Annotated in this window: 25 protein-coding genes and 4 pseudogenes; 13 read left to right on the top strand and 16 right to left on the bottom strand. The window is 32.4% G+C overall.

The features are described from left to right. Positions 1-92 precede the first annotated feature (92 nt). From J4P91_RS13670 to J4P91_RS13640, 7 genes are all read left to right on the top strand, one after another. Complete coding sequence (locus tag J4P91_RS13670; RefSeq protein WP_207994572.1) at positions 93-551, top strand: GNAT family N-acetyltransferase; 459 nt, start codon at positions 93-95, stop codon at positions 549-551. Positions 552-581: 30 nt separating this feature from the next. After that, positions 582-920: a divalent cation tolerance protein CutA gene (gene cutA, locus J4P91_RS13665; RefSeq protein WP_207994571.1), complete on the top strand. Its 339-nt coding sequence runs from the start codon at positions 582-584 to the stop codon at positions 918-920. Between the two features lie 88 nt (positions 921-1008). Beyond that, positions 1009-1455: an NUDIX domain-containing protein gene (locus J4P91_RS13660; RefSeq protein ID WP_207994570.1), complete on the top strand. Its 447-nt coding sequence runs from the start codon at positions 1009-1011 to the stop codon at positions 1453-1455. Between the two features lie 473 nt (positions 1456-1928). Then, positions 1929-2174 carry a heterocycloanthracin/sonorensin family bacteriocin gene (locus J4P91_RS13655; protein WP_017149414.1) on the top strand — a complete coding sequence of 82 codons (246 nt, stop codon included), beginning with the start codon at positions 1929-1931 and terminating at the stop codon, positions 2172-2174. A gap of 165 nt (positions 2175-2339) precedes the next feature. Continuing rightward, positions 2340-3344: a serine hydrolase domain-containing protein gene (locus tag J4P91_RS13650; RefSeq protein WP_207994569.1), complete on the top strand. Its 1005-nt coding sequence runs from the start codon at positions 2340-2342 to the stop codon at positions 3342-3344. Between the two features lie 71 nt (positions 3345-3415). Further along, entirely contained in the window at positions 3416-3559 is a 144-nt protein-coding gene (locus J4P91_RS13645) for a hypothetical protein (protein ID WP_017149416.1), read from the top strand. 304 nt (positions 3560-3863) lie between these two features. Next, positions 3864-5069, top strand: a complete 1206-nt coding sequence (locus J4P91_RS13640; protein ID WP_207994568.1) for an L-lactate MFS transporter — start codon at positions 3864-3866, stop codon at positions 5067-5069. Between the two features lie 49 nt (positions 5070-5118). On the opposite strand, the gene J4P91_RS28900 is transcribed toward J4P91_RS13640, so the two are convergent. Further along, positions 5119-5391, bottom strand: a complete 273-nt coding sequence (locus J4P91_RS28900; RefSeq protein ID WP_243763845.1) for a hypothetical protein — start codon at positions 5389-5391, stop codon at positions 5119-5121. A gap of 314 nt (positions 5392-5705) precedes the next feature. Between J4P91_RS28900 and J4P91_RS13630 the strand changes: the two genes are divergently transcribed. The 4 genes and pseudogenes from J4P91_RS13630 to J4P91_RS13615 all read left to right on the top strand — a co-directional run bounded on the left by J4P91_RS13630 (position 5706) and on the right by J4P91_RS13615 (position 7376). After that, the gene (locus J4P91_RS13630) at positions 5706-6143 is read left to right on the top strand and encodes an NUDIX hydrolase (RefSeq protein WP_207994566.1); all 438 of its coding nucleotides are present in this window, start codon (positions 5706-5708) and stop codon (positions 6141-6143) included. Between the two features lie 33 nt (positions 6144-6176). Then, on the top strand, positions 6177-6635 hold the full coding sequence (locus tag J4P91_RS13625) for a hypothetical protein (protein WP_207994565.1): 459 nt from the start codon (positions 6177-6179) through the stop codon (positions 6633-6635). A gap of 123 nt (positions 6636-6758) precedes the next feature. Beyond that, positions 6759-7073 (top strand): annotated as a pseudogene (locus J4P91_RS13620) (NUDIX hydrolase); the annotation flags it as partial. Positions 7074-7193: 120 nt separating this feature from the next. Beyond that, a complete protein-coding gene (locus J4P91_RS13615; protein ID WP_207994658.1) occupies positions 7194-7376 on the top strand; it encodes a hypothetical protein in 183 nt (60 codons plus the stop codon). Positions 7377-7766: 390 nt separating this feature from the next. On the opposite strand, the gene J4P91_RS13610 is transcribed toward J4P91_RS13615, so the two are convergent. Beyond that, positions 7767-9098 carry an erythromycin esterase family protein gene (locus J4P91_RS13610; protein ID WP_207994563.1) on the bottom strand — a complete coding sequence of 444 codons (1332 nt, stop codon included), beginning with the start codon at positions 9096-9098 and terminating at the stop codon, positions 7767-7769. Positions 9099-9428: 330 nt separating this feature from the next. Here J4P91_RS13610 and J4P91_RS13605 point away from each other — a divergent pair, with 330 nt between their 5' ends. Further along, a complete protein-coding gene (locus tag J4P91_RS13605) occupies positions 9429-10208 on the top strand; it encodes an LAGLIDADG family homing endonuclease (protein ID WP_207994562.1) in 780 nt (259 codons plus the stop codon). An 851-nt stretch (positions 10209-11059) separates the two neighbouring features. Here J4P91_RS13605 and J4P91_RS13600 read toward each other — a convergent pair. The 4 genes and pseudogenes from J4P91_RS13600 to J4P91_RS13585 all read right to left on the bottom strand — a co-directional run. Then, a pseudogene (locus J4P91_RS13600) lies at positions 11060-11316 on the bottom strand (DUF1963 domain-containing protein); the annotation flags it as partial. Then, positions 11315-11722, bottom strand: a complete 408-nt coding sequence (locus tag J4P91_RS13595; RefSeq protein ID WP_207994561.1) for a DnaJ family domain-containing protein — start codon at positions 11720-11722, stop codon at positions 11315-11317. The gene J4P91_RS13595 and the pseudogene J4P91_RS13600, both read right to left, overlap by 2 nt. Before the next feature lie 21 nt (positions 11723-11743). Further along, positions 11744-12937 (bottom strand): alpha/beta hydrolase-fold protein, encoded by a 1194-nt coding sequence (locus J4P91_RS13590; RefSeq protein WP_207994560.1) that lies wholly within the window; start codon positions 12935-12937, stop codon positions 11744-11746. Positions 12938-13141: 204 nt separating this feature from the next. After that, complete coding sequence (locus tag J4P91_RS13585; RefSeq protein ID WP_207994559.1) at positions 13142-13993, bottom strand: patatin-like phospholipase family protein; 852 nt, start codon at positions 13991-13993, stop codon at positions 13142-13144. Between the two features lie 188 nt (positions 13994-14181). Here J4P91_RS13585 and J4P91_RS13580 point away from each other — a divergent pair, with 188 nt between their 5' ends. Then, positions 14182-14559, top strand: coding sequence for a PH domain-containing protein (locus J4P91_RS13580; protein WP_207994558.1), 378 nt, complete (start codon positions 14182-14184; stop codon positions 14557-14559). 176 nt (positions 14560-14735) lie between these two features. Here J4P91_RS13580 and J4P91_RS13575 read toward each other — a convergent pair. The 10 genes and pseudogenes from J4P91_RS13575 to J4P91_RS13530 form a co-directional block, all read right to left on the bottom strand. After that, positions 14736-15223 (bottom strand): annotated as a pseudogene (locus J4P91_RS13575) (GNAT family N-acetyltransferase). Beyond that, on the bottom strand, positions 15217-15738 hold the full coding sequence (locus J4P91_RS13570; protein ID WP_207994556.1) for a YfiT family bacillithiol transferase: 522 nt from the start codon (positions 15736-15738) through the stop codon (positions 15217-15219). Before J4P91_RS13570 ends, J4P91_RS13575 begins: the two are co-directional and overlap by 7 nt. Before the next feature lie 35 nt (positions 15739-15773). Then, on the bottom strand, positions 15774-16292 hold the full coding sequence (locus J4P91_RS13565; RefSeq protein WP_207994555.1) for a GNAT family N-acetyltransferase: 519 nt from the start codon (positions 16290-16292) through the stop codon (positions 15774-15776). Between the two features lie 90 nt (positions 16293-16382). Then, positions 16383-17705 (bottom strand): FAD-dependent monooxygenase, encoded by a 1323-nt coding sequence (locus tag J4P91_RS13560; RefSeq protein ID WP_207994554.1) that lies wholly within the window; start codon positions 17703-17705, stop codon positions 16383-16385. 277 nt (positions 17706-17982) lie between these two features. Next, positions 17983-18762, bottom strand: a complete 780-nt coding sequence (locus tag J4P91_RS13555) for an undecaprenyl-diphosphate phosphatase (protein ID WP_017149432.1) — start codon at positions 18760-18762, stop codon at positions 17983-17985. A 373-nt stretch (positions 18763-19135) separates the two neighbouring features. Beyond that, a pseudogene (locus J4P91_RS13550) lies at positions 19136-19339 on the bottom strand (DinB family protein); the annotation flags it as partial. A gap of 263 nt (positions 19340-19602) precedes the next feature. Further along, positions 19603-19977 carry a nucleotide excision repair endonuclease gene (locus J4P91_RS13545; RefSeq protein ID WP_017149435.1) on the bottom strand — a complete coding sequence of 125 codons (375 nt, stop codon included), beginning with the start codon at positions 19975-19977 and terminating at the stop codon, positions 19603-19605. Between the two features lie 128 nt (positions 19978-20105). Next, positions 20106-20669 (bottom strand): GNAT family N-acetyltransferase, encoded by a 564-nt coding sequence (locus J4P91_RS13540; RefSeq protein WP_207994553.1) that lies wholly within the window; start codon positions 20667-20669, stop codon positions 20106-20108. Positions 20670-20870: 201 nt separating this feature from the next. After that, positions 20871-21986: an NAD(P)/FAD-dependent oxidoreductase gene (locus J4P91_RS13535; protein ID WP_207994552.1), complete on the bottom strand. Its 1116-nt coding sequence runs from the start codon at positions 21984-21986 to the stop codon at positions 20871-20873. Between the two features lie 360 nt (positions 21987-22346). After that, entirely contained in the window at positions 22347-22997 is a 651-nt protein-coding gene (locus J4P91_RS13530; RefSeq protein WP_207994551.1) for a YdeI/OmpD-associated family protein, read from the bottom strand. Positions 22998-23191: the final 194 nt, after the last annotated feature.

Here is a 23191-nt window from a genome sequence, read left to right as displayed (position 1 = left end):
ATACCACAGTTCGCTGAATATAGAAAGAAGATTACAGATTGGAGGTTTTTTAGAATGTCAAATAATCTATTTTGCAAAAGGGATGTTATAAGATGAACATACAATTAAAAATTGTAACAAGAGAAAACTGGGAAAAAGCACTGAAATTACAAGTATCTAAGGAACAATGTCAGTTTGTACCAGCTGTAGCTGTATCAATTGCAAAAGTATATATCAAACCAGATGGTGACAATGTAGAATATATCCCATTTGCTATATACGATAACGATGTTATGGTTGGTTTTGTTATGCATGCCTTTGAACCAAACACATCGGACATGTATTGGATTAACGGATTTATGATCGATGAGAATTACCAAAGAAAAGGATATGGTAAAGCAGCCCTATCTGAAATGATTAGATGGATTACTAATCGTTTTTCTCAGTGCAAAGAAATTCGACTAACTGTTCATAAAGAGAACATTCCAGCAAAAATGTTATATGAAGGCTATGGTTTTGTAGATATTGGTCATGTTTATGATGGAGAACAAGTATATCGTTTATTTGTTTAACTTTAATTAAGAAAAGGCGTGAAACAAAGTATGAAATTTAACGAAGTAAAAATCGAAATATATATTCCAGAAGAATACATTGAAACTCTGCGAGATGAACTAAATAAAGTTCATGCTTGTAAGGTAGGAAATTATGATCATTGTCTATCTTACAGCACTGTTAAAGGATATTGGAGGCCGCTAGAAAACTCATTACGTTATAATGGAGAAGTTGGTCAAATATGCGAAGGCCAAGAATGTAAAGTAGAAATAAGGTGCAAACAAGAAATTGTAAAAGACGCACTTGCGGTTATTCATCGAATTCACCCTTACGAAACACCTATGATTTATATTATCCCACTATTAAATGAGTATTTTGAACAAGTGTAATTGGTTATAGAAGAACAAAAAATAATAATAAAGATTTAATAAAAATAAATGCTATAAAACAGTTACTACAAAAGGAGGGGAATCTTAATTGAAAACAAAATTTCATCATATTGTAAGAGGGATAATTATAAAGGATAAAAAGCTTTTAATAGCAAATTACAAAGGGTATCATTTTTTTCTACCAGGTGGTCATGTTGAATTAGGAGAACCTGCAGAATGTGCATTAATTCGAGAATTTAAAGAAGAAATAGGTATAGATTGTGAAGTTAAGCGCTTTTTAGGAGTGATTGAAAACCAGTGGCAAGATAGCGAGACACTTCATTATGAAATTAACCATGTTTTCGAAGTCGATAGTAACGACCTACATAGTGATATAGCACCGATTTCTAAAGAGTCTCACCTGGCTTTTCATTGGATCATTCCTAATAATAAAAATCTAATTACATATAAAATAATGCCCGAACCTTCTGTTCAAAGATTAATAGAAAAGGTACAAAAAGAAGATTTATCAAATTGTTGGATTAGCAATTTATAAAGTATTAAGGATGGATATTGGGTACTTAAGTGTTAATAAAAGTACTGCATAAGTACCCAGCTTATTCTTAATAACCACTAAAGAAAGCTATAATCACGATCAAGTAAAATAACTGATTCGCCTCGATTGTATGAAAGAAATAAACCTCAGCCCATGTTCCTACAAAGAATGTAAGATTACCTCCTATATTTACAAATGAAAAATTCATATGAATTTAAATACCATTGTCTAATTTCATATTTTTAAATTCTCTCTTATCATTTCGTTTATAAAAATGAATCCAACATACAAGCTATCTAAAAATAGGCACCCGAACAAGTTACACTACCCAGTAAAAACTCATATTTTGTTGTTGTACGTATTGAAATTAGTTTATTGTCCTATGTTACGCAGATTAAACATGCAAAAAATATAGAAAAGCATCGATGAATTTTGCTGGATAGAAGCTTAATTTATAAACGGAGGTCATAAAAATGAATGAGTTTCAACAAGAACTACAATCATTAAACCTAAATGATTATCAGTCTGGAAATGTTGTGTATTGGGATCAACAAAACCAATATCCATATTATTATGTTCAAGAAGGTGCTCGTCAATTCGGTGGTTGTGGACGTTGCGGTGGTTGCGGACGTTGTGGCGGATGTGGACGTTGTGGTGGATGTTTCAGATGTTTCGGCTGTTTTGGCTGTTTTGGTTGCTGGAGCTGGTGGTTCATTTAAGTTCAAAACATAGGTAACGTTTTATATGAAAGAAAAGTGCATATACATGATTGAATTGCAAAAGCACTTTTCTTTCACTTTGTAGAATAGACAAATTAAAGGATAGTTTCTGTTTCCAACGAATTTAATATTTGATATAGATTTCATATAGAGGTGAACAATACATTGGATACATATCAGAAATTAGTTTCATGGATAGAAGATATAAAAGAACGGAATTGTAGTTCTGCAGCAGCACTTTGTATTATGAAAGATAATAAAATAGTACTAGAATATTATAGTGGTAACCATTCAAACTCTCCAAATAGTCCAAAGGTAACCGTTTCTTCACAATTTAATGTCGCTTCCGCTAGAAAGAGTTACTTAGGTTTAGCAGTTGCTTATGCACTATATGAAGGAAAAATAAAGCATCTCGACGACTATGCAGCAGATTACTTTGAAGACTATAATAAAAATTTGCTTGGTAAGACAACCATAAGACATTTAGTAACCCATTCACATGGTTTAAATGAGAATAGAGACGGAACTATTTATCGAGAATTTGAGCCTGGACAAGGATGGGCATATAGAGATATTAACATACGTATGATGACACACCTTATTTATCAACTATATAATAAAAGCTTTCCTGAGTTATTAAAAGAACGAATTTTTATACCTGCAGGCTTTAAAGAGACTGGATGGAGAACAAAGTATCACGAAAATTTGGTAAAGATAATAGTAAATCCTCATGAAGAAGCAGTATGTAGTACTGGGATATTAGATGACGGAACAGAAAAGAATCTTTTTGTTTCTGCCAGAGAATTTGCCTATTGGGGGAATTTGCATTTAAATAAAGGGTATATTAATAGAAAACAAATTGTACCGAAAGAGGTCATTGAAATCGCAACAAGTGTCCAAAGTCCAACATATCAAAATAGAGATTTACCACAAAACGGATGCTTTTGGTACGTTCAAAACACACCAGCTTTACAAAGCGAACTTGGTGAAAGGGTCCCTAAAGGTTCCTATCAAATATTGGGCATTACAGGGCCCACCATTTTAGTTATTCCCGAGTATAATGTTGTCGTTGCTAAAATGTATAACAAAAGATATAACTATGGGGGAGACAAGTATCTGTATTATTTACGAGAATTTAGCAATTTAGTCGCTGATATATTTGCAAAATGATCTTTTACATACCAGTAAAAATATTTAAATTAGGGTATAACTACTTTTATACAGAAAAGGAGTGAACCCTTATGAAAAAACAAACTAATAGAAGTAAAAAACAAAACATCAAAGACACAAGCATTGAGCAAAACGCGATTTATAGTGATCCAAAAGACGCGTCAAATATGCAAACCGTCCCGCAACCAAAAGATTATGAGGAAATCGAATATTAATTTTTGCTTTTTATAAGACTTTTTTATGAAAGAAAAATACATCTTAAGCCTCATAAAAATAAAGACATCATCTGGTACTATATGTATATAAGCATTTGAAAATGTCTTATCTTAACACAGCTTTTCTACAATAAATCCGTATATAATCTAATTGACAAAAAGGCGCTTCTGAACGAAGTGTCTTTTTGTTTATTTTATATAATAACTCTAATTTAATTTCCAGTTTGAAATCTGTATCTTGCATATCATCATGGATATACTAAATTGTGATAAATCATGTCATGATAAGAGAGGGACAGTTCGCATGAAACAAGCATCTGTAAATCCATGGCTTATTGTCCTAGGCACAATTATTGTGCAAATTGGTCTTGGAACGATTTATACATGGAGTTTGTTTAATCAACCTTTAGTAAGTAAATTTGGCTGGGAACTTCATGCTGTGGCTATAACTTTCTCAATTACCAGCTTTTCTTTATCGTTTTCAACTTTATTTGCAGGTAAATTACAACAAAAGATGGGACTTCGTAAACTTATCGCAACCGCAGGAATTGTTCTTGGGATTGGATTAATACTTAGTTCACAAGTTTCTTCATTATCATTACTTTATTTACTAGCTGGTGTCGTGGTAGGTTATGCAGATGGTACAGCCTATATCACATCATTATCAAATTTAATTAAATGGTTTCCAAATCGTAAAGGTTTAATTTCTGGTATTTCAGTTTCAGCATACGGAATGGGAAGTTTAATTTTTAAATACGTAAATGGCAGGCTAATTGATACAGTTGGTGTATCGGAAGCTTTTTTATATTGGGGCATAATCGTTTTGATTATAGTACTTGCGGGATCTTTCTTCTTACGTGAAGCCGCTACGAATGAAACAGTATCATCTGAAACTGTAAGTAGTGATTATTCAACTAGAGAAATGTTACGTACAAAACAAGTGTATTTATTATTTTTCATGCTATTTACATCATGCATGAGTGGCTTATATTTAATCGGTATGGTAAAAGATATCGGAGTTCAACTCGTAGGCCTTAGTGCAGCAACCGCGGCTAATGCAGTTGCAATGATTGCGATTTTTAATACTGTGGGCCGAATTGTTCTTGGAACATTATCAGATAGAATAGGTCGATTGAAAATTGTTTCAGCAACTTTTATAATAATTGGCTTATCTGTTTTCACACTCAGTTTTATGAATGTAAACTACGCGATTTATTTTACTTGTGTTGCAAGTGTTGCATTCTGTTTCGGAGGCAATATTACCATATTTCCCGCAATTGTTGGTGATTTCTTCGGTTTAAAAAATCATAGTACAAATTATGGAATTGTATATCAAGGGTTTGGCTTTGGAGCACTTGCAGGTTCGTTTATTGGAGCGTTGTTAGGTGGATTTCAGCCAACTTTCATTACAATCGGTATACTATGTATTGTATCCTTTATTATCGCCATTTTAATTCGACCTCCGAGCAAAGAGAAAGAGACACAAAAATTATATCGAAAAGTAGCTTAATCCTTATAGAATTTGCCGTAATAAAGAGCCCTTCCTATTAGGGCTCTTTTTAGAGAGATTTAAATTTTTTATTCCCAGTTGCTTTATAAATAATATAATTCACACCATGGTACGTTACACCAAATAATAACAAAAACGATATAAATAAAATAAGAGTTATTAAACAACCTCCAATATCTCCATCAATATTTGCATCTGCATTTGAAAAATCCCAGTCCTTAACTTTGCTGATAATATGCCCTAGAATATAGGATAACACAAAGCAAATTATAAAAGCCAAAGCAAGGTACACTGTATATTCTCGATGCGATATTGAATCCACTATGTAACAACCAAATGCCACAAATGCAAATAAAAAACTTAAAATAAATAATACTTTAAAGCATTTTTTGATGTTAACCCAACATTGAATTGAAAATTCCCTAAACGTTCTCCGGTTATGTCGTTTCTTTTTACGTCTTTTCTTTTTATGGGGTTTCATTTCATCCATCCACAATCATTTTTTCTACTATTATATCTTTAAATAAGAACAATAGATATCCTTAATATTCCATATAATAAATTTTAAATTTACTAGCAAGGGAATACAACACTTTATATAGAACTGTATACTGGAAATCTACTAAGGAGGTTTATATGAAAAAAGTAACTGTAACTTACGTATTACTTTATGATGAGCTTCGAGAAAAAGTATTGATGGTGAAAAATACAGGAGCAAATGTTTCTTATTTTACTTTACCAGGCGGCGCAGTTGAGGTTGGTGAAACGTTAGAAGAAGCAGCAATTCGCGAAGTAAAAGAAGAAACAGGGTTAGATATAGAGGTAGAAGGAATTTTCTCAATAAGTGAAGCATTTTTTGAAGAAAAAGGGCACCATGCTATTTTTATTAACTTTGTTGGGAAAATTACAGGTGGAGAAATACATATATCAAGACCCGAAGAAATCGAGGAAATTACATGGATGGAGGTACAAACTGCAGAAACATATTTACCACTTCCTGAACATGTAAAAGATCTATTGCAAAGAAAAGAAACTGTACCATATATTTTTAATGGGACAATTAGTCACAAATAGTAAAGCTAATATAAGGGATTAGGAAGGAGAAATATGCAAGTATATAACGAAATATTTAAAAGCGAAAAACTTGAAGAACTTATCCTGAATGAAAGTGGAGAAATACTAGAAGATTTAAATAACAAAGAAATGTTTATTAGTAGTTTCATTGATTATTTTACAAAAGAGTATGGGAATGCAGAATGTGATTATGTGGAACTATTTGATGTTGACGGTCCAGAATATATGAAAATTGAATTACTAGATAATAAAGTGATTGTTACTGCTTCTTTGTTTGCGGGATTGTCTATATGGTTGGATAAAAAACCTTTAGGAAAGGTTACAGCTACTATAGAGGGGATTTATTCATTTGTATTGATTGATAAAAGGAGAAACATTATTATTGTAGACGAAAAATTCCATTTGCATGATAATGCTTTTACCATTACAAACTTTAAAGTAGAAAAACTACAAAGTATCGATCAATATTTTGATGACTATACGATTATATAAGTAATGGTTGCTTTACATTAAAATTAGAAACGTCTTATATATTTTCTTGTCGTTATTACAAAAAATAATACATAAAAACAAATGAAAAAAGGGGTAAAACCATGGATTATGACACACTTTCATTTCAAAGGAATCATAACATGGGAAGCAGATCATACATATTCAGGTGGCATGTATGCGTATGTAGTAGATGTGTCTAATAATTTTTACTACCAGACTCCTAAAAAGACAACCGAAGGAATTTTAGACTGGAAAAGCGTGTCATGGATACTTAGTGAGTATAATTATGGGGTAGGAGAGATGATACCTCATTTTCTACCTAAACTACTCAATAGTCCAGAAATATTTGAACACAAATGTGTTTTTACAAACCATATATTAGTAGAATATAAATACAAAGATCTTAAAGGGTTAGATGAAAAAATAGGACAGTGGTAGTTAAAGATTTGTTATACATACTTTTTTTCTTTGCAGTCACGAATCTTGGACAGGCTTATCTAGCCGAATTTGCAGATGTTGTTTGACGGAAACAAAATATTATTAGAATAAGAGAGGGAAATGCGTACTATGTTTTTAGGATTTCAATGGTTGCCGAAAAAATGGGGGAAAAGAAAAATTTCCGAAAGATTTTTTCAATCTAAATTTGAGTTAGAAGGCAAAGGAATTACAATAACTACTTATTCTGTAGATTTATATATTGTGTCTATTCCTTTAAGGGTAAAAAAATATAATACACTTTAATTATCTTATCCATAAAATAATAGGAGTAAAAAAATAAAGCAGACTTGCTAGATACTTTTAAACTTCATTTTCATCAAACTCTTACAAATTTGTAATATTTATGTCACCTTCTTGAATGGTACCCCAAAATACTTCTTTTATATACTTAAAATAAATTTACTAAAAGAGAGAGGAAAAAAAATGCACGAAGTAATTGGGGAAGTAGTTGTTGGTCTTTGTGAATTCGTTTTTGAGGTTTTTGCTTATGGAGATGCAGATGAAGAGGAAAAGGAGTAATTCCATCTGAATTGATTGATTCATAAGATTATTAGATATCTATATACAGCATCTTTTCTTGTTCATCTTCAGATAAAAAAGCGCACCATCTATTTTATTGGTGCGCTTTTTGCTTTATTTAATTCGCGAAGGACTAATATGCTCTAACCAGAGTATACCATCATAATGTTGATTAGGAATCATATATTCAGGCCATATTCCCCAATATTGTCCTATAATCTGTGAGTACATCCAGGACGTTTCAGGACGATTCTTCTCATCTTTTAAATTTACAAATACTTGCGGATGTTGAGCAGATCTCAAAATTTCTTCAATACTATTTGCCTGATGTTTATCAATTACATATTCAATCTTATCGTTCTGGTCATTTAAACTACTTCCACTATATGCATATAACCCTACGGAATACATTTGATCTTTCAAGTACTTCGGTAAAACATCGATCATATTAGGATATTTTTTGGTGTACGGAAAACCCATAATCATTTTAGAATTCTGTTTTCTTATGTGGTAATTATGCCCCCATACAATTATTTTTTTATTCTTAAACTGCATTTCACTTAACCATGCTAAATTTTGTCCCATTTTTTGATCACGAGAATAAAATGTATAATCCATACCAGGTTTTTCTTTCACCTCATATGAAATATGTGTTTTGAGTGTATCCATTCGAATATTAATTGTTTTTTCTAGAAGGTTTACATCATAGGATTCATTAGAAACTACTTGTTGTAATTCATTCTTATGTTGTTGGATAAATTCTTTTACTCTTTCATATTTACTTAAAAGAGGTTTCTGCATTGTTTGGAACTCTTCATAAGAAGAGACAGAACGATATTTCACAATTTCTTTTTCTGCTTCTACGAGTAGTTTCCCTATTTCAGGATCCAATTTACTAATCCATTCATTTGCAAATGTTGCAAAAGTAGCAGTTGAAGCATTCCACGGGATATTTATATCGAATCCCGTTAAAATAAGGGGCGTTCCTTTTTCTTTCTGTTCTTTTATATATTGAAATAATTCTTCTAGATCTTCTGTATGCCATACTCCATAAATAGCTTTCTTCATTGCTTGCTCAGCTGTTAAATCATCTATGTTTTGATATACAGCATTCGCTTCTGCAAAGCCTGATTCAAACGCAATCACATCATATCCCATTTCTTCATGTAAATATTTAATCATCCGGACTTTTGATTGATTCATTTCGGTTGAACCATGAGTAGATTCACCTAGTAAGACAATACGTTTGTCTTGTAAAGTTTGTTTTAAAAATGACAAATCCTCAGTAGTACTAGCAGTCGGTTCCTGTAATTTGACTGCATGTTCACCAACCCATTTCTGCCACTTTTGTTGATCTGCAGGCAGTTCTTCAGCAGATGCTACTGTCGAAAACGTTGTTAGTGCAAATAAAGTAGTTACTAATCCTTTTTTCCATTTCGAAAACACACATACCCCTCCTAAATTTTTATAAACCTTATCGCATAAATCTAATCATCTATGATTCATTTAAACAAAATAGGAACAATTAAATTTATATATTTATACTAACGGGTGGAGTTTATACAAATCAAGAAGAAAAGGGCGATGATTCTATTTAATTTAAAAATTCTATAAATTTAAAGGTGTAAAAAGAATCGTCGGAAGAGAACTCTAGGAAAAATGCTACATAGCTGCCACAAAACGATAGATAACAATAGACGGAACATTTGTTCTTTTATATGATATAAAGGAAGGGGCGCAGCACTTAATTTATATCTTTGAAAGGAGCGAATCAACATGAATGAAAGGAGTAAAAAGAAGTCTAAATGCACACTGGAAACAGCAGAAATGATTAAGCTTTATTTAGAAGGAGAGAGCACATCAAATATTGCGAAATTAGCTAATGTTACTCCAAGGTATATTCGTATGGTCTTAGCAGATAACAACGTTGAAAGAAGAGCGAGAGGGAGCTGGAAACGTAAATATAATTTGAATGAAGATTACTTTAAGTATTGGTCTAACAATATGGCGTATATTTTAGGATTTTTCATTGCTGATGGGGTCATAATGAAGGATAACCAAACCGTGAGCATTTCTCAAAAAGAATCCAGAATTTTAGAAGATATAAAAACAGAACTCAACTCAAATCAAACGTTATACCAAAACAAAAAAACTGGCGTTTACATGTTGAATTTGAATAGCAAAATAATGAAAAACGATCTAATGAACTTACACGGAATTATGCCTTGTAAATCATACGATGTACAATTCCCGTTTGTCCCACAAGAGCATCTGCATCATTTTATTAGAGGATATTTTGATGGAGATGGACATGTAAACCCTCGGAAAAATTTTGTTAGTTTTGTTGGTGGTTCATATAACTTTATGAATTCTTTAAAACAAATCCTTGAGGATCACAACTATCAACCGAAATTTGTTGATAAACAAAAACAGTATCGCATATATCTAAGTGGTGAAAATACTATTAAAAATTTCTCGGAATGGATTTACAAAGATAAGAAATTATTTTTGCAACGAAAATATAAAATCTTTCAACTAAAGAATCACCAGCTCTAAAATAGCAAATTCACTTCGTTTAATTAATAATTAATAAGCAATCAGTTCGAATGCTAAGCAATCCCACAAACACCAGAACTGATTGCATATTAAAAAATAAAAAACACAGCTAAACACAGAGTAGGGGTTCGATTAACATTAAATACAAGTTACTTATTTTTCACTAGTTGACATAATATATATTATAGGTAGTCATAGAAAAGAAGTGTTTCTCTGTCTCTAAATGCAAGTAAACTATACAAAATGAGATGAAACAGAAATTTTTATGAAATACGCTTTATATACTGTTCATTTAAATTTCTATAGTTTTTATAGTAAATTTACGACTAAACATTTTTCTACAGCAATTCAAGAATAAAAATTTCGCTGAGATTACAAAACATATTGATGAACAAAAAATTATAACGTAATTCGTTAAAGAATTTTTTGTTATCAAATTGCATTCATATACACATTTAGGTTTTTTATCGATTGATTATTGATTTCTTTATCATTTCTTTATCATTACATCTTATTTATTTAATATAGTTAAATTTTGTATTTATCAATGTAAATTGCTTATTTTGTATTTTTCAGTTTAGTTAACATAACCTACGCTATTCACAAAAAAAATCTCCCTGATTTTCCAGGAAAATTTTTAAATTAATTCATACTTAACTTTGTAAGTTATATTGACTCTTCGCACTAAAATTCTTGCTATAACCTTTAATAGATATAGAGAAATATTACACCCCCTCTTCCCTACTTCTTAATTTTTAATAGTTTTAATAGTTTTTATAGTATTTCTAGATTTAATAGCGATCCCAATTATAAAGTACATTGGAAAAGTCTAGCTTTAGTAGATCCTCTTTTCATATAAAGAAATTGGCACCACCACAATAACCCATATAATTTCTAATGAATCATCCGTATCAATTTGCAGCAATAAAATATTATGTTCTTGATAGGTTTCTTCCCATTCTCTTGGATCTGTTTGTGTATAAAATGGATAGCCGCCAATTTTCTGCCCTCGGCTCTCAAAATGTTTACTGTACAATCTATGAAATTTCATTTTTGTGCTATCATCATTGATTTCTTCTAAATGAATTGCATCTCTAAAAAACTCTTTAATGCTCTAATTTTACTCTCATTTTTTGCACAGATGGTGGACAAATTAAATTGTGTTCTAGAATCTTTTTATTAATCATTCGAACTAACTTAGCTGCTTCCTTTGAACTTATATTTTCTTCTAGTTTTTCTTTTAAATGATCAATTTCCCTTGAAAGCTCAATCCACCTAGGTAAAACATGATTATCTTTCAATGTTTTATAAAGTTGTTTTTCAGGATTATACGAAAGGCTTTTATCAATATTAAGTGGTTTGCCTTTGCCAGGTAGGTCATCAAAGTCTCCTGCTTTTTCTGCTCGCTTAACGATAGAACTAATATGATCTTCATACGTGAAATCCCAAACCTTCTCATCTTTTACTAAAATCTCCTGCTTTTTTAACTCTTTATCTAAATCTTTTTGATCCATATTTTCCCTCCTCATTTCTTTTTAAGATAGCGTTCTTGAATTATTTAATGCTAATAAACCCTCAGTAAGTTGTTCTCGCCACCAGATTTCGTCATGACCGCCTTGAAATTCACTATAGGTAATTTGATGTTCTTTTTCTTCAAGTGTCTTATATAAGCTTCTATTAGCTTTTAAAAGCGATTCATTCTCAAGTGTGCCAGCTGCCATATACATACGAAGTCGTAACGTATTATTCATTGATAAAAATTGTTTCTCAATCCAAGGAAGATTTTCTTCATACCCGCCTTTTTTCCAATGTACAGAACCTGACAATGACAGCACATTTCCAAAAATATGAGGATTCTGAAGTGCTGCATAAAACGCCGCTAGGCCACCGAGGCTTAAGCCAGCAATTGTTATATGCGACGGATCCTTGTGTACATGATATTTCGTTTGAATCCAGGGAAGTAGCTCTTCTGTTAAAAATGAGTTCATTTTGTAGTTGTAGGTAAGCTCATTCAATCGATCTACATGATCAATCCCAACAACAATACACGAAGGAATCTTTTGTGTATGAATGAAATAATCAAGTGTTGCTGGTGTTGAAAGATTTTGCATAAATGAGTCTCCATCGAATGTGATGATAAGATCTTGAAGGCTGGATGTAAGAGAATAATCATGAGGTGTGTAAATATATATCTTTCGTGTATTACCTAAAATAGAGCTGTAAAAAGAATATGTTTCAACTTCTCCCTGAGGATTATAATTTTTAGGGAATCTTTTATCGTACGACATTTCCATTCCTATCTCTAAAACAGCCGCTCTATCTGTTCCTTCTCCAAATATATTACTGTTAAATGGATCTAACTGATATTGTTCACTACGCGCTACCCAATTGTGTTCAAAATAATCATTAACTGAAAAGTGATAGGTAGAAATAAACTTTTCATTCGTTCGAAACGTCTTGTACCATAAATTCGTGTCTGAAAGTCGTTCTAGTTGATTAGAATTAATGTCCCAACCAGGATAACTACCAAATACATATACATTTTCAGTTCCTTTATCCCCAAGCCATATGTAAGTAATAAGATGATACTGACTATTCATTGGACAAGTTTCTATAACTGGCGTCCTAATTGTTTTGAGTTCATTTAAAAATGTGTGATAAGCTCGTTTATCTCCGTCGATCAATTGATCTGTAAGTTCTGCTATCTTAGGGCTTAGTATTGATTTCATTCCTCTTCCCTCCTCTATCGTATTACATTACTTCTTCTTTCTTAATAAATAAATTCCTATATAAATAAGGTACTAATGTTGTATATTTTATGAACAGAAAAAACACACAATCAATATAGTCTGTGTGTTTCCATTCTTATTCACCAAGATAATAAGGTAATAATTTACGTGTTCCTTCCTAGCATTAAATTTTCAATCCTATAGCTATCTCTCTATCCATTCTAATAACTGCTCATACTGGTTCTTGGCATCCTGATATCCAAGATTATATAAATTAACAAGCTTATCTTTATTTCTTTCAATCCCACTAACAGGAAGCTGCATACTTGGTTGAATTACAAAAAAGTTTTCTTTTTGTTCATTTGAAGACATATAAGAAACGGTTTCATTATAAAACCGATAATGCTCTACTAAAAGCTCAGCTACTTTCGGATATCGTCTATATAAATATTTTGCCATCGGTGAAAACTTATTACGTTTTTTCTCATATCCTTCTGGCTTTGTCATAATAACAATGTTCTTTTGAAATCCATCTTTTTGCGCTTTTCGAACAGGAATAGGATCAATGATTCCACCGTCTAAAAGTTTTTTACCATCATAGTCCACAGCCGGAGCAATAAATGGTACAGAACTTGATGCACGAATGATTTTTAATATATCATCCCCGTGCTCTTGCTTATTATAATAGACAGCTTGTCCTGTCTCGCAATCAGTTGTGCCAATTACAAACTGCTCATTTGTATTTAAAAAAGTTTGAAAATCAAACGGTACAATTTTATTAGGCACTTCATCAAAGAGAAAGTCCATACCAAACAATTCCCGTTTTCGTATTAAGTTTCGATAAGATATGTAACGATAATCAGACACTAATTCTGTATTTACTTTTTTATTTCTCCCTTTTTGGCGAGATAGGTACGTTGCGCCCATACATGCTCCAGCCGATACTCCAACTACATATGGAAAAAATAAATCATTCTCCATAAAGTATTCAAGTACTCCCGCCGAATATAACCCTTTCATGCCTCCGCCTTCTAATACTAAACCGATGTTTTTCATGTATACTCCCTCTGCACTTGTTTCTTGATTTTATTAATTATATTTTAGCATAAGATATTATGATGAAGTGTTAATAAATTCATTGCATTTGCTTTAAAAAGCTCTTACTGCATTGTAAGAATCTCTTAGTCTATAACGTGATACAATAAAAGAAACTCATTCCACAGATTATAAAGGAGGAATTTCATATGGGTTTATTCAGTGGTATTTTAGGAAATGCATCTGATACGAATACAGAAAATGTTGAGCGTGACTTACAAAGGATTATGCTTGATGATGAACAAGTTGAGTATGCATATAAATTGATTCGAGACTTAATTGTATTTACAAATCGACGAATGATTTTAGTAGATAAACAAGGTGTAACTGGTAAGAAAACAGAATATCATTCTATTCCATATAAAAGCATTACACAATTTAGCATCGAAACAGCAGGTCATTTTGATTTAGATGCAGAACTTAAAATTTGGGTATCTAGTATGCACGAACCAATTACAAAAGAATTTAAAGGTGATGATAGTATTTTAAGTGTCCAAAAAGCATTAGTAAAATATACAACAAAATAATAACTTGTATTTTTATGCAAAATCAAAAGTATTAACCCCGTATTTTTTGGAACAACATGCATTATTTTCTTTTAAAAATACAAAAACATTTTACTTTATTGTATTTTATAGGACCAAAATAAAGGGATAGATGATACAGATTTACTCTGTTTTATCTATCCCTTTAAAAACTATTTTTATAATGCCTTCTGATAATAAACAAGTGTTGTATTATCATTCAACTTCTTTTTTAACCCCGTCTTAATGTAACCTATTTTTTCACATAGATAACAATTACGTTCTTCTTCTAAAATTGTAGCCAATTCCCAACTAGTTGCTTGTGGAAACATCTTCTCTATTAAAACGAGTACTTTTTGAGCTATCCCTTTCCCTTGATAATTAGGCAGAATAAACATAGGACTTATCCAGAATTGCGTCGTCTTTTCTTTCCAAAATACACAAATAGCTCCCACGAGAATATTATCAACTAATATTTTATATAATCCACCGGTAGGATTGTTTATTCTTGCAATTACTTTCTCAATCGTTTCATTAGCAGGGTTCGTTTTATAGTCCTTATATTTTTCTAATAACGGCATAAATGCCTCTACTTGAATATTAAAAATAGATTCTGCATCAAAATCTATCGCTCTTTTTAGTGTTATTTCCATAACAATTTTACCACCCTAATCGTTCCCGCAAAGAAGTAATATGTGCAGTATGATGACGACCGTGCCACGCATATAATCCGATTGCCACCTTAAGTTTTGTTTCACCTGATTCTGGGTGATTAAAAGTTTTCTCAAGATCTGCCTGTTCTAAAGAGTTTAATAAATTTACCCATCTTTTATGTAGTGAGTCTAATAATACAAGGGAAACGTCTACAGGTAATTTTGAATCAGGGAGCTCTGCCCATTTCTCCTCCATATACGGTTTAATTGTCGGATTATTTTCTGTAAGTGCTAATTTAAAACGAATATAACTGTTCATATGACTATCAACAACATGATGAACAACTTGCCTTACTGTCCATCCGCCAGTTCGATATGGTGTATCTAACTGCTCTTTATCTAAATCTTTAATTGCCTTTGTTAGTTCTGTAGGGAGATTTTTAATTTCTTGAATCCACTTTTCTACCATTTCCTCCGTAACATTTCCTTCATGAGTAAACTTCCCAATTGGATAACGTAAGTCCTTCATTATAGTGTTCCCCTTTTGTTTTAAAATTTCTTGTATCATATTGTAGTATGTTTCCAAACGTAATGAATGGAATTAATCTTTTGACCATTTAGCTCTAAAACTGTTTTATCAATTGCGGCACCTGAAAAACCGCTTTTTTCTAATACGATTTGTGAAGCAATGTTATTATTGGTTGTCTTTGCATGAATTTCAGTAATTTGATTGTTTACTGCTTGATTTAGAAGTAATTGAACGGCCTTAGTTGCAATTCCTTTTCCAATAAAAGCTTCTCCTACACGATAACCAAGATATCCCAATTGTTTATCTTTCTCTATATCTACTAAGTTTATTCGACCAACAATGGTCTTTTCCATATTCCGTATGAGATAGAAGGAGGAAATGCCTTCTTTTTGTTCCTTTAACAATGTCTCGTGTTTGCACTGAAACGTCTCATACACATAGTAATCATCACCACGACTCGGTACCGTCTTTTCAAAAAAGGTTCTGTTATAACACTCAAAAGCAAACAACTCTTCCGCATCTTGTTCCTTTAATTTTTCTATGTATATTTCCATTCATGACTCATTCCTTTTTGATCAATTAACTATTATAAATTCGCCATTTAATAGTTAACTTCCTTCTGCTTGTAGTAGGATTAACCTCCTCTATTTCTGTCGAGCCGTAAGAATAGCAAACCATACCTTGGGATGAAAAAGATGTAGAGGACTACGAATAAGGTTCATTACCCGAACCAAACGAATATAAATGTCTGTATTACTTGCGGAAAGTTGATATATTTTTTTCGTATACCATTGTTGAAATGGTTGTATAAAAGTCTTTTTTCCTTTTATCTTGGGATGGCGAAATGCTTCTGTTGTTACCATTTCCCAAGGAGTTGCAATAATCTTAGAAATACGCTTATAAAATTCTCGAGTAAAACCATTATGTAGCGATGTTGTTTTCATTAAACTCATTTGTAGCGCTACAGCTTCCATAGCAGCGACAGAAATTCCTTGTCCAAAAACTGGATCAAAGCGACAGTGAGCATCTCCAATTACTAAAAATCCTTCTGGCATATTTTTCACTAAATCAAATCGCCGACGTACTTGATAAGGAATCTTATGTATTTTTATATCTGTAATCGGTTCTGCTTGTTCAAGAAAATGAATGACATCTGGTGCAGGTAACTTATGAGCAAATGCAAGGAATTCTTCATCTGTTTTTGGTGCATTCTCATTGGCGTATCCGCTAAAAGTCACGAAATATCGATTGTCTTCAATAGTTTGAATAAAGGCACCATAAGGATTTTCAGGAAAGCTAGGAGAAATAAGTAAATTGCACCAATCAGGGCGTTCATTCTGTTTTAGACGGAATACCCTAGTCGCGTAAAATAATTGAATCCATACTTTTTCTTCTTTTACTTCTATTCCATGTATTTCTAACCACTCTATATTTTTCGAACCAAATCCACTTGCATCCACAACTAGATCTGCTTGGAAATTTTCTTTGTTTCCTGTTTTCATGCACCGTACTTTTACTCCAGAGATTTTGTTATGCTGTCGATCTACTATTAATTGTTCAACCATTGTTTCATACTTTGTTGTAATATTAGTTACTTGACTCATTCTTTGTTGTATATGCCACTCAAGCATAGGACGACTTTGTTGAACCGCATTCAAATCCCCAATAAATGGTTGTTTCCATAAACCAAAATGATGCCATTTCAAATCTCCCGTAAAATTATTTACAATGCCACCATCTTCTTTTAATTGGGTCGTAATTGCAGGAAATAATTTCTCAATTGCTACTTCACCACCCTTTAATAACACATGCGGATGATGACTTTGAGGTACTCTTTTTCGAGGGCTTTTTTCACGCCATTCTTCGCCTGCTTCTAAAATAATTACTTCTTGAAAAAAATCAGATAAAGCTTTTGCTGCTAGTTTTCCAGCTATACTACCACCAATAACTATTGCTTTTTCTAACATTTTTTACCTCCCGAAAGATATTTTCGCTACTTTCATGATGCGAAAATATGATTTTTTATTTTCCTTTGTATTCTCCTGACATATTAATAGAATCATAAAATAAAAAATCCTGCTATAAAATTTCACAGCAGGATTTTTTTATCAACATTTATTCATCTTTCCCATTCATTACAAGTACTGCGTAAACAAATAACTAACATGTAATTATGTTTCACCAGCAAGCCCCATCATAAAATAAGTTTACTGCTTGACTGTGCTTCTTAAAATTTCTTCCTCCTTAAAATACGCCAGTGAACTGTAAAGTTAAAATTAAAGCACCTAGAGCCCATACATAATACGCGAAAACTTTAAGGGAATGCTGTTTTAAGTATTGGATCATCCAAGATACTGCAATATATCCGAAAAATGCCGCAGATAAAGTACCAACGATTAACGATGTAGTTGAAATGGTTTCAGCTTTCCCTTGGAATACGTCCACAGATTGTAAAACGATAGCTCCAACGATAGCAGGCGTTGATAATAAGAATGAAAAATATGCCGCTGTTTCACGATCTAATTTTCTCCAAAGTGCAGCGACAATTGTCATACCAGAACGAGAGATTGCTGGAAAAATAGCAAACGCTTGAAACGAACCAATAATGAAAGCATCTTGATATGTAATGTCATCCATTTTCTTACGTCCATTTTTTTGTTTCTCTGCCATATATAAAAACAAACCTGTCACTAAAAATTCCCACCCAATTGTTACACCTGTTTTTGAAATCTCTTCAAAGAAGTCTTTAAATAATAGACCGATAACGACCGCTGGAATTGTTCCAATAACAAGTAAGAAAGTAAGTTTTGAAAATGGATTTTTAATTAAATAGATAAACTCTTTTTTATAATAAATAAACACTGCTAGCAATGTACCAATATGAAGCATCGTGTCTAAGAAAAGACCAGCTTCATCTAAGTTAAATAAATGTCTTCCTAAATACAAGTGACCGGTACTGCTTATAGGTAAAAATTCCGTTAACCCCTGAATAATTCCTAATATAAAGGCTTCTAACCAGTTCATGGTGATCTCCTTTCTTGTTTGCTTGTACCAGTATATGTTTATTTTTACCTGTTATGAAAGAAAGGAAAAGGAATACGAGGTATAGGGATTTTTCAGACAAAAAAAGAGCGCATACACGCTCTTAATATACTGAAATTTGTTTTCCTTCTTTAAAACTTACTCCTATAGAATGGATTAAAAAACAGTTGAAACTAACGGCTCCTTGTTTATGCAGTAATATTACAACGATACCGCATTTTCCTTAATTTCGTATTTAAACTAACCTTCTCTGTTTGCTCAAAAAGAAAAAACCGAAATCTATCTGTGATTTCGGTTTTTTCTTTTTTATAAACGATTAAACCTTTTTCAAAACGGTAGGGCTTTTTTTATTTTGTTACTTTTTCGCTTCTATAATACGTTTCATCGCTTTCATTTGACCGATATGATCTGCTTCATGGTACAGCATCATACCGTAAAGCTCACCTACCGTCCCTAATCCTAAGAATGGCTCTGAAAGTTTCTTTTCAAATGATTCTTCCGGAATTCCATTAATGCGCTGTGCTTGTTCTTGCAATTGAGACATTAACACTTCTAAGGTTTGTTCTTGCGAAATTATACAAACCCATTAAAGTAAAACCAAGAAAAATAAGTGAAGCAATTATAAGTGCTACTGTTTTTTGTTTATCTTTATTCGCATGCATTTTATTCCTCCTAAAATTAGTATTTTATTTCAATCAATTGTGTATGAATAATAAAGTCGTTTAATTATATTCTTACAAATACAATAACCATCTATCTGTTTAACGAAAAAAAACATGACCTTAATATAGTACTAAGATCATGTTTTAAATTGCTCTTATTTTATTTATAAAATACCTTATCAACATTATACTTCGCTTGAAGCTCATTAATAATATATGTTTCGTAAATTTCTCTTTCCGTTGGATCTTCTACAATACATACATCAATGCGGTATACTTCATCACGATGTGCTTTAATTGGTGAAACATTGTCTTCAAAATGCTTTTTAATACGCTGTCTTATTTTACGTGCTTTCCCAACAAAGAGAAGTTCGTCATTAATATTATAAAACATAAAAATGCCGCCTTTATCTCTTGGGAACAAGTGGAAATCGATGAATCCATGAATTGGAGTAATTCTTGGCTCATCTCCTTTTATCACTTGTTTTCTTTCTGTTATAGAAACATCAACTGCAGGTATATCAATTTTAATCAAGTTACTTCACGTCCTCTTTTATTATAAAGGTAAATAATAGCACAAGTATGTAAGAAAAGCTATTCGTGTTGATTATAAATGCAATTTAATTAGATTTGTACAAACGATTTGCTAAAAAACAACTTTTACTATCTACTAAATATTATAGGTATATCTTTTATGCATTTTCTCCAAATCATATGATCATATGATTTACCCCAATAATCCTTTAGCAAAAAGTTAGGCTCTCCAAATTTTTTCTTCCATATTTTCTGTGCGTTAGTATATCCGCTATCCAAACAGAATTCTTTAATCCCTCTACCTAATAAGGTAAGGAGTACCACATTTAAAAGTAAATTTCCGATGCCGCGTCTTTGATAATTCGGAAGTACAAATAAAGTACCTAGTTCATACAAGTCTTTTAATGCGCCATCTGTGCAACTATTAATAAGTTTACTGGATGGACCAAATTCAATTGTGCCGATAATTTTATTACAACGTTTATCTACAGCTATCAAAAAATATCGATTTTTCCCATCGTTATCAAAGTCACATTTCAAGTACTGCTTTTTAGTTTCAAGTTCATTTTCTATGTCATCAGCCAACTCCGATAAACCTTCTCTAGCAAACGTATCCATAATGACTGTATGAAACAATTGATTTAACTCTTCATAATCACCGATGATTGGTCTTCTTATCTCAACATTATTCACCCAAGATAACTCCTTAATCTTCTAAAATTCTGATTTATAATTTTTATACTATCTATTTCAAAATTACAATCCATATAGCTTTTCTCCAACATACTCAAAATTCCCTCTGCACATATAAAATTTACTACGGACATTGTAGAAAGAAGCAACAAAAAAGATTAGGTAGTTATTCCTAATCTTTTTTGTTTCTAGATCTAATAACTATTCAATTGCACCAGCTACATCATAATGACTTAAATCTAATTCTATCGGTTGTCCTAAAGCAAGTTTCGCAAGTTCAGAACCTAAGTATGGACCCGCTGTTAATCCAGAAGCACCTAGACCATTCGCAACTAGTATACCTTTAAAATTAGGTAACGGACCAATGACTGGGAGAAATCCTGGTGTAAATGGTCTAAAACCAACTCTCGTTTCCAGCATCGTACTATTTTCTAACCCTGGTGCCACAGACAATGCCTTATCAAAGACTTCATGTAACCCACCCGCTGTAACACGATAATCAAGACCAGTATCATTTTCATGTGTTGCTCCCACAACTACACGGCCATCTTCAAAGGTTAAAATATACTGATCGTTTGGCGGCATAACAACTGGCCAGCTTTCAGTATTCATATTTGGCATATGTAAATGAACAATTTGTGCTTTTTGGAAAGTCACAAGAAAGTTAACCCCAAGTGGTTTTAGCAATTCATTTGCCCACGCTCCTGCTGTAACAATCACTTGATCTGCCGTTACTGTTTCACCATTTACAGTAACACCTTTGACATGATTATTTTCATGAACTAAAACAGCATCGCCTTTTATAAAAATAGCACCATGCTTTTTCGCAGCATTTACGAGAGACTGACGAAGCGCTCTTCCATTTACTCGAGCAGCACCACTTATATGTACTGCAGCATATTCTTCAGATAATGGCGGGAATAAACTTTTTGTTTCCTCTGGCGATAGACGAGTGACTTCACCGATTTCCGGAGCATCCTCACGTCGCTTATACGCTCGCTCCTCCATTTGATCTAACTTTTTATCATCTGTATGTAAGCTAATAGCACCTACCTGGTTATAACCTGTATCTGTTTCGCCATCATCTTCTAATTGCTGAATTAAAGAAGCATAATATCGCGCCCCGCCTTTAGCAATTTTATACCAAGCTTGATTACGACGCTGCGAAAGCCAAGGACATACAATTCCTGCCGCCGCATCCGTTGCTTGACCTAAATCCTGACGGTCAACTAATGTAATATGGGCTCCTGCCTTAGCAAGGTGATAAGCAGTAGACGCTCCTAAAATTCCAGCTCCAACTACAATATACGATTTCATTTCAAACACCTTTTCTTATTCATTCTTTTAAGTTTTATTTACTGTATAAAGGTCCTACACATTTTAGATGCTGTAAAAAAGCAACTCTCATAAATCCTGAACCATATTCAGTATACTTGAAGGAGAGGTTTTTTCAACTTTTTCATACTATTAATTGTGTCATCATTATGTATTTTAATATCGAAAATCGAATTTCATAAAAAAACATATCCTTGATTCCTTATTTATAACATGAAATCAAGGATATGTTTTACATCTTAAGATTAAACATACATATCTAATATTAATGGGGCATGGAGACCGCAATCTTTAAAAAGTTAGGTCATTTTGACATGCTCCAGTTCCACTACTGAAACTTCTTTATTTCTTCTTTCTGCGGAATAAATCAAGTGACTTATATCCTTGTGAAAGGATTTCAATCATTTGCTGCCCACGCTTTTCACGTGTCTGTTGCTGTTTCGCTGAGAATATGTGACGTGCCCAATCTTTTTGATATCCTGGTGTTAAACCTTGATAAAACAGAAGTTCATTTGGGTGATCAGCTAATAATGCTTCTACATCTTTAATATTCTCTACATAATCAGCAACACATTGACTAGCAGCAGATGTTTTCTTAATTTTCTTTTTTTCGCGTTTCAAACCAACGACAGTAAAGACATCATCCATACTTACCATTCGTGCGAACTTGATATCACTATTACCTACGTATCCATCTTCTCCAACGTTCATTGCTGGAAATATTTCATCTCTGTGAATAAAAGTTTCATAACGAGTGTTACCTTTTTTCGGATAAGCAAAAAATAAATAGCCTTTTTCAAGTAATAGTTGTTTATTAAGAATAAGTTGCGTGTGCTGAACCATCTCATCAATTGTTTCTACAAAAACGAAAATAGCATCATGATGGTTTGAAAGAGTAGTTGCTTGTTTAGTAAAGACATCGTAATCTTCTGGTTGGTTGACAACCACCACATTTGTATATTTGTTAAGATTTAATTTATCGATAATTGTCATTGCTGGCTCCTTCTTTCAATTCAAGTTTTCATTATATTTTATTATTGTTTTCATAGCACAATATTACTATAGGAAGTATCACCAGTAAATCGAAAAAAACTACGCTTTAAAAGAGTCATACCACCAACCTTAGCAACTCTCCCCGCAACATCGGTATCATTAATTACCTTTATTAACGCATTCTTTAATATCCC

The sequence above is a fragment of the Bacillus sp. XF8 genome, from assembly GCF_017498755.1.
In the GTDB taxonomy this organism is placed as follows: domain Bacteria; phylum Bacillota; class Bacilli; order Bacillales; family Bacillaceae_G; genus Bacillus_A; species Bacillus_A bingmayongensis.
This window is presented reverse-complemented; position numbering and strand designations above follow the sequence as displayed.